A 6,640-nucleotide genomic window follows, 5' to 3' on the forward strand; every position below is an offset into this window, starting at 1 on the left:
GGCATGATTTCAATTACACGATTAGCAATTGTTTGAATGAACTGATGGTCATGAGAAGTGAAAATCATTGCGCCTTTGAAAGCAATTAATCCATTGTTCAGTGCTTGAATTGATTCCAAGTCTAAGTGGTTAGTCGGTTCATCCAACAGCAAAACGTTAGCGTTGGCTAACATCATTTTAGAAAGCATACAACGAACTTTTTCTCCACCTGATAGTACAGCAGGTTTTTTCTTTACTTCTTCGCCAGAGAACAACATACGTCCAAGGAACCCTCGTAAGAAAGTTTCGCTTTCGTCATCTGGAGAATATTGGCGTAACCAATCAACTAAAGAATTTTCTTTGCCAGTGAAGTATTCACTGTAGTCGATAGGGAAGTATGAACGAGTAGTTGTGACACCCCAACGAATTGAACCTTCAACAGGTTGCACTTCTTCAGCCAATACACGTAGTAAAGAAGATTTTGCAATTGGATCACCGATCAAGATGATTTTGTCATCTTTATTTACGGAGAAATGAATGTTTTTAAATAATGTTTGGCCTTCATGTTCCATTGTAATATCTTGAACGGACAATACATCATTTCCGATGTCACGGCCCATTTGGAAGTTTACATATGGATACTTACGTGATGAAGGTCGGATATCGTCCAATTCGATTTTATCCAACATTTTTTTACGAGAAGTAGCTTGCTTAGACTTCGAGGCATTGGCACTAAATCGTGCAATGAACGCTTGAAGTTCTTTGATTTTCTCTTCTTTTTTACTGTTCTGATCTTGAGACATTTTAAGTGCCAATTGGCTGGACTCATACCAGAAATCATAGTTTCCGACATACACTTGAATTTTACCGAAATCAAGATCGGCAATATGTGTACAAACTTTATTAAGGAAGTGACGGTCATGGGAAACGACGATAACAGTATTTTCAAAGTTGATTAGGAATTCTTCCAACCATTGAATCGCTTTTAAGTCCAGATGGTTAGTAGGCTCATCGAGTAAAAGTACATCAGGTTTGCCGAATAGAGCTTGTGCCAATAGAACTTTCACTTTTTCAGAACCAGTTAAATCTGCCATTTTTTTCGTGTGGAATTCTTCACCAATTCCCAAACCTTGAAGAAGGATAGCCGCTTCAGATTCCGCTTCCCATCCGTTCATGTCAGCAAACTCACCTTCAAGTTCAGCAGCACGCATGCCATCTTCATCAGAGAAATCTTCTTTCATATAGATGGCATTCTTTTCATTCATGACTTCATACAAACGTTTATGACCCATCATAACTGTTTCCAAAACAGGATACTCTTCATATTCGAAGTGATTTTGTTTTAGGACAGCCATACGTTCGTTCGGGTTCATGATGACGTTACCTTCTTGTGTATCAATGTCACCTGATAAGATTTTAATAAAAGTTGATTTCCCCGCACCGTTAGCACCAATTAATCCGTAACAGTTACCTGGGTTGAATTTTATATTGACGTCTTCGAAAAGCTTGCGATCTCCGAAGCGTAAACTTACATTACTTACAGCAATCATGTTTGAACCTCCTTATTTTTCACAATGCTTCTATTATATCATGAAAGGGTATAAGAATGCTCAAACTTTAAGAGTGGAATATATCTTGAATTCAAGATAAAATAAAAAGAAGGAGGGGATAACGATGAATGAAACACATCAACACATATTTATTGAAGGAACAAATAAAAAAAACGTCTTGATATTGCTACACGGTACAGGTGGAAATGAACATGATTTGATTAATGTGGGAAAACATATCGATCCGACAGCATCCTTACTTGGAGTTCGTGGAAATGTTTTGGAGGGGGGCATGCCACGATACTTCCGACGTCTAGCAGAAGGTATTTTTGACGAGAAAGATTTGTTTTACCGCGCAGAAGAACTCCATACGTTCCTAAAGGAAGCTTTATCGCATTATGCACCGAACACTGACCTAGTCACAGTTATTGGCTATTCCAATGGAGCAAATATTGCAGCAACATTGCTGATGAAACATGAGAAAATTGTCGATCGAGCGATTTTATTCCATGCAATGGTGCCATATCGAAACAACACAGTTAAAGAAATACAGAATGCACATATTTTTATTGGGGCAGGAACGAACGATCCCATTATTCCTCAAAAAGAAACGCAGGAGTTAATTGATGTATTACGTGTTCAAGGAGCTAAAGTTCAGGAAAAATGGTATAACAACGGACACCAATTGACAATGAAGGAAATACAGGATGCACGTGATTGGTATACCTTAATTAGGTAGCCTTAATTTTTGCTTTCAGTTATAATAAGTGTATTAGATAGTTGGTGTATTATGGGTAATATGGAAAAAGTGTTTGAAACGCCTTTTCATGAAATGACTTGGAATGGACCAATAATTTTTATGCACCGGGTATTGGATAACGGAAAACAAGAAGTAGAACATATATCTCCAAAATCGTTGGGTTTTGGGTCGTTGAAAATCGGTGGAGCGTGACAATCGAGGATTCGCAAAGCGCATGATTGGACACATATCGATATTACCGAGCGAAAAGAAATTGAGATTTTGCTTCATAGGAGCCATGAGGAGTTGGAACGTTTGGTCGAACAAGTAAAGGAGCTTTCCATTACCGATCACTTAACGTCACTATTTAATCGACGGAAAATGGTGGAGGAAATCCGTAAGGCTCAAAATCGTTTTGAAGTGAGCGGACAGACTTTTACTTTGGCGATATTGGATCTGGATCATTTCAAGAACATCAACGATCAATACGGGCATACATTTGGGGATATTGCCCTCCAAACTTTTGCCAGCCTATTAAGACGGAAAATTAATGATTCGAATGTCGTTGCGAGGTGGGGTGGAGAAGAATTTATTATTCTTTTTCAAAACAGCAACACGCAGGAAATTCACCGTCAATTACTTTCTCTACAAGATTGCTGCAATGAAGAATTGTTGAAATACCGAATGGATCCAGTGCCGTTATTATTTTCGGCTGGTGTGCATGAATATGATGTACAGCAATCATTGGAAGATTTATTGAAACGTGCAGACCAAGCACTTTACATCGCAAAATCGCTTGGTCGCAATCAAATTATTCTTTATGAGAAAGGACTTCCAATTGAGTAAGTGGAAGTTCTTTTTTTTGCAACCATTCGTCAACCCACTTCATTTCGAGTGGTGACTTGCGATTTATATAGGATTGCAACGTTTGCAGCTGCTCATTTACCAACAGTTCCATTTCAACATAATCTTTTCTGGTTGGATATCGATTGTCTATCGATCCTTTTGTAGTAAATATAAAATAATAAGACCCTATCGTCCTGAATACGAGAATCATATTTGGAAATTCATCAAAAATAGCTTTCACTTGGTATCTTTTCGTGTAACTCCATTGAATGAGTTTCAATTTATTCACCCTTTCACCATTTATTGTACAATTTATCAAATGGGAACACAAGTTTGCATACTAGATACAAAGATTCATAGTTGTGGTCGGACGTCTGATATGATTTACTTGGTGGAGAACTATTTTAATTATAGAGGGCGGAGATTATGAATTCCCAAAAATCAATGACATCATTATTAATTGCCATCTTTTTGATTGCCTTAAATTTACGACCTGCTATTACATCAATCGGGCCATTACTGGACACAATCCGAAATGATTTAAATTTGACGAACAGTGAAGTAAGCTTGTTAACGGCGGTTCCCGTAATCTGTATGGGATTATTCGCACCATTGGCTGTTCACTGGCTGAATAAGTTCGGACAAAGAAGAGGGATTTCTTTATTAATCGTCTTAATAGGTGTGCTTACTTTATTACGTGCATGGTTAAATGACTATGTATCACTATTGGTGACTGCTTTTGTAATAGGTGTTGCCATTGCAATTATCGGACCTATTTTATCATCATTAATTAAAGAAAAATTCCCTACTCGTACTGCTTCAGYTATAGGAATCTATTCACTAGGTATGGGTGCTGGTGCAACATTGAGTGCTGGTTTAACCGGTATATTATATGTCAAAATCGGTGAAGAATGGGAGTATGCCCTAGCTTTCTGGTCTTCGTTAGCATTGTTGGCATACTTGGTTTGGGTCGTTGCCATGAAGCCAGAAAAAGAAATCGCTGTTCCGATTGAACGAGAAAATGTGACAGCATCATTCCGTTCGCCGTGGACAAATACGAGAGCATGGCTTATTTTATTGTTTTTTGGTTTTCAAGCTTCATTGTTTTTCTCATTGACGACATGGCTTGCATCTGCAGCGAGTGAACTAGGATTTAATGTGGTTGAAGCAGGTTCAGTTATCAGTGTTTTGACAGTCGCACAAATAGTAACAAACATTTTCATCCCTTTACTACTTGAGAAATTTCCTATCCGATCATTTTGGATTTATTCCGCGCTCATTATCGGGACCATTGGAATTGTTTTGTTATTGACAGGGAATATGACACTGATTTGGCCGGCAGCGATTCTCCTTGGATTTACACTTGGTGTATTGTTCCCGCTTGCATTACTGCTACCACTCGATGAAACGACAGATGCAATAGAAGCGAACGCATGGACGGCAATGGTTCAGACAGGCGGTTTTATCATGGGAGGGCTTGTTCCTTTGGCAATCGGTATTTTATACGATTGGAGCGGAACACATCAAATGACGTTCTTTGTCTTGCTCGCTTTAATTATAGGAATGTTTATAGTCACGGTCCTTTTAAATAAAGGTCATGTTAAAGAAAGCATTTGATATTTGTGGGTTCTTGCAGAACATGCGACTAGCGCGAATGTGCGATAAGCGTGCCTAAATAAAAAAGCCTTGCAAACGCAAGGCTAGAAATCGAATTACTTCTTCCAATTCTCTTGGATGAATTCATCACGGCCGGACATAGCGCGATCTTCTGCGTAATGATCCGGTTCTTTTTTATAGTAATCTTGATGATAGTCTTCTGCGATATAAAATGTTTCCGCAGGGTGGATTGGTGTGACGATTGGTTTGGAGAAACGTCCGCTCTCAGCGAGTGCTTGTTTTGATTCATTCGCTATTTCCACTTGTTCATCGGAATGTGTGAAAATCGCTGTTTTATAAGATTCTCCGCGGTCCTGGAATTGACCTCCGTCATCCGTTGGATCAATTTGCTGCCAAAAAATTTCAAGTAATTGTTTATATGTAAAAACAGATGGGTCAAACTGAATTTGTACGACCTCAAGATGCCCTGAATTTCCTTTTTTCACGTCTTCATATGTAGGATTCTCAACATGTCCACCCATATAACCTGAAATGACGGACTCTATTCCATCCCATTGATCAAAGGGCTTGACCATACACCAAAAACAACCGCCTGCAAATGTAGCTATTTCCATTTATAAAACTCCTCTCAAACCTGCATAGACCGTATTGTAGCACTTGCATCCTCTGTGCTCAACAACTATGATTGAAGAGGAAAAAAAGCAACTTTTTTGGACTTATTTCGTTCTATTATATGAAAGATATGAAAGGGGGGAGCGTTTTGGAAGAACAAGTTCCAAATCGTCGTTCCATGAGAAGGAAAAGAAAGTTTCGTTTCGGTAGATTTTTTATGACTCTTCTATTTTTGGCTGCAATAGGAGTAGCTATATATTCATTCGTTCAATTTAAAGCTGGTCAAGAGCTGGCTTCCAATAAAGGGAAAAATGATATTGAGTTCACAGGTGATCCGATGGATGTGAAAAACCCATCCATTGAGAATGTTTTGGTTCTTGGTGTAGATACTCGGGGAGAAGAACAATCCCGTTCTGATACAATGATGCTGGTTTCGTGGAATAAAGAAACCGACGAAGTGAATGTTGTGTCGTTCATGCGAGATATTTACGCTCAAATTCCAGGATACAAATCCTATAAGCTGAATACTGCATACTACTTAGGTGACGTACAACTTGTCAAGGATACGATTTCAAGTATGTTCGGCGTGCCAATCCACCATTATGCGCTGATAGATTTTAAAAGCTTTGAATCGTTGGTTGATATTGTTGCACCAGACGGTGTCGAAATAGATGTCGAAAAAGCGATGTCCGAGAAAATTGGGGTTTCACTTGAACCTGGAGTTCAACAGTTGAATGGGAAGGAACTTTTAGGATATGCACGGTTCCGCGCAGATGCTGAAGGGGATTTCGGACGAGTTGAGAGACAGCAAAAAGTTATGGAAGCATTAAAAGATGAAATCATGAGTCCTTCCAATGCTGCTCATTACCCGAAATTTGCAGGGGCCATACATGGTTATGTCCAGTCTGATTACTCATCTACAGATGAAGTCAAACGAGTACTAAGCCTGGCGTTCAGCGGGGGAGTAGACATTAATAAAATGACCATCCCTGTGGAACATAGTTATGATTTTGGGTCTTATCCGGGTGTAGGATCTGTCATTGAAATAAATCTAGATGAAAATAAGCAGGCTTTAAGCGAATTCCTAGGAATGCGATTGCGTTGATAAATTGATTATCAGCGCAATTTTCCTGTAAAATTAGTTTTATCGTAATCATTCTTAAGATTATGAGAATTCGAAAGTGGGGACATGATATGCAACCAGAAAAAACATCCTTTTTTTCTACTAGATTCATTCAGTTTCTAGGTGGGAGGAATACACTATATTTAATGTTATTGATCTTATTATTGGGTTTGA

General features: G+C 38.7%; 8 protein-coding genes. 5 read left to right on the forward strand and 3 right to left on the reverse strand.

From position 1 onward, the window contains the following. Positions 1-1,529: ABC-F family ATP-binding cassette domain-containing protein (locus AC1DSL_RS14870; RefSeq protein WP_477532767.1), on the reverse strand; the 1,529-nt coding region annotated here is incomplete at its 3' end. A 124-nt stretch (positions 1,530-1,653) separates the two neighbouring features. On the opposite strand from AC1DSL_RS14870, the gene AC1DSL_RS14875 reads away from it, so the two are divergent. The 3 genes from AC1DSL_RS14875 (at position 1,654) to AC1DSL_RS14885 (ending at position 3,114) form a co-directional block, all read left to right on the forward strand. Beyond that, the gene (locus AC1DSL_RS14875) at positions 1,654-2,268 is read left to right on the forward strand and encodes an alpha/beta hydrolase (RefSeq protein ID WP_477532768.1); all 615 of its coding nucleotides are present in this window, start codon (positions 1,654-1,656) and stop codon (positions 2,266-2,268) included. Positions 2,269-2,319: 51 nt separating this feature from the next. Beyond that, entirely contained in the window at positions 2,320-2,481 is a 162-nt protein-coding gene (locus AC1DSL_RS14880; RefSeq protein ID WP_477532769.1) for a hypothetical protein, read from the forward strand. A gap of 93 nt (positions 2,482-2,574) precedes the next feature. Then, entirely contained in the window at positions 2,575-3,114 is a 540-nt protein-coding gene (locus tag AC1DSL_RS14885; protein ID WP_477532770.1) for a GGDEF domain-containing protein, read from the forward strand. Here AC1DSL_RS14885 and AC1DSL_RS14890 read toward each other — a convergent pair. Continuing rightward, complete coding sequence (locus AC1DSL_RS14890) at positions 3,080-3,394, reverse strand: hypothetical protein (protein ID WP_016427297.1); 315 nt, start codon at positions 3,392-3,394, stop codon at positions 3,080-3,082. The genes AC1DSL_RS14885 and AC1DSL_RS14890 overlap by 35 nt on opposite strands. 146 nt (positions 3,395-3,540) lie before the next feature. Between AC1DSL_RS14890 and AC1DSL_RS14895 the strand changes: the two genes are divergently transcribed. Then, positions 3,541-4,731 carry an MFS transporter gene (locus AC1DSL_RS14895; RefSeq protein ID WP_477532771.1) on the forward strand — a complete coding sequence of 397 codons (1,191 nt, stop codon included), beginning with the start codon at positions 3,541-3,543 and terminating at the stop codon, positions 4,729-4,731. Between the two features lie 95 nt (positions 4,732-4,826). Here the strand turns inward: AC1DSL_RS14895 and msrA are convergent, their stop codons facing one another. Then, complete coding sequence (gene msrA, locus AC1DSL_RS14900) at positions 4,827-5,345, reverse strand: peptide-methionine (S)-S-oxide reductase MsrA (protein WP_477532772.1); 519 nt, start codon at positions 5,343-5,345, stop codon at positions 4,827-4,829. A gap of 146 nt (positions 5,346-5,491) precedes the next feature. Here msrA and AC1DSL_RS14905 point away from each other — a divergent pair, with 146 nt between their 5' ends. Then, positions 5,492-6,448: an LCP family protein gene (locus tag AC1DSL_RS14905; RefSeq protein WP_016427294.1), complete on the forward strand. Its 957-nt coding sequence runs from the start codon at positions 5,492-5,494 to the stop codon at positions 6,446-6,448. The last annotated feature ends 192 nt before the right edge of the window (positions 6,449-6,640 follow it).

Source organism: Paenisporosarcina sp. P4_D4 (assembly GCF_056401835.1).